At 41.6% G+C, this 553-nt stretch carries 2 protein-coding genes; both read right to left on the minus strand.

Annotated features, from left to right (window positions below):
- On the minus strand, positions 1-373 hold a 373-nt coding region (locus tag KSO91_RS18075; RefSeq protein ID WP_238744297.1), incomplete at its 3' end, for a transposase.
- Positions 374-408: 35 nt separating this feature from the next.
- The coding region (tnpB, locus tag KSO91_RS18080; protein WP_420830964.1) for an IS66 family insertion sequence element accessory protein TnpB at positions 409-553 on the minus strand (145 nt) is incomplete at its 5' end.

Genomic DNA, 553 nt, shown 5'->3' on the forward strand with positions numbered 1-553 from the left:
GCGTCCCATCATGCGGGCAAATTTTATCTACTTCCGCTAAGTCATGAATGACTTCAACACGTGGTAGGTGTGCAGGTAATGTTGAACGGCCACGTTTTCTCGATGGTTTATCAGTCTTGCTGTGAGCTTCGACAGTCGCCTCTTCTTCATCAGGCTCAGAGATGACAATGTGCTCCGCTTCATCAAATAACTCACCCTGTTGCGGGCTCTGTTTTTCACTGGTCGGTGAAAAAATTTGATGGCGCACCAGCTTTAGTTGCTCAAGTAGCGAACTGATTTCAGCCTCTTTTTCGAGCAATAAAGATTGTGCTTCAAGTAATAGTTTTTGAAGCGTTTCTACATCTGTAGGTAATTGATTTTCTGTGTTTTTCATGGTGTACATGATACCAAAAATCCGCTAAAAAAGCATCATAAAACAGTGCTGTAATGTAAGGTTTTATGGGGTTTCATCGAGAAAATATCGATGCCGTCAAGTAGCCAATTTAGCTGTTGCCCATTAATAGAAAGCACCTCTTTTTTATCCTTCAATGGCCACTTAAATTGTGCATCATCG

This window comes from Psychromonas antarctica, assembly GCF_022267535.1.
Lineage (GTDB): Bacteria > Pseudomonadota > Gammaproteobacteria > Enterobacterales > Psychromonadaceae > Psychromonas > Psychromonas antarctica.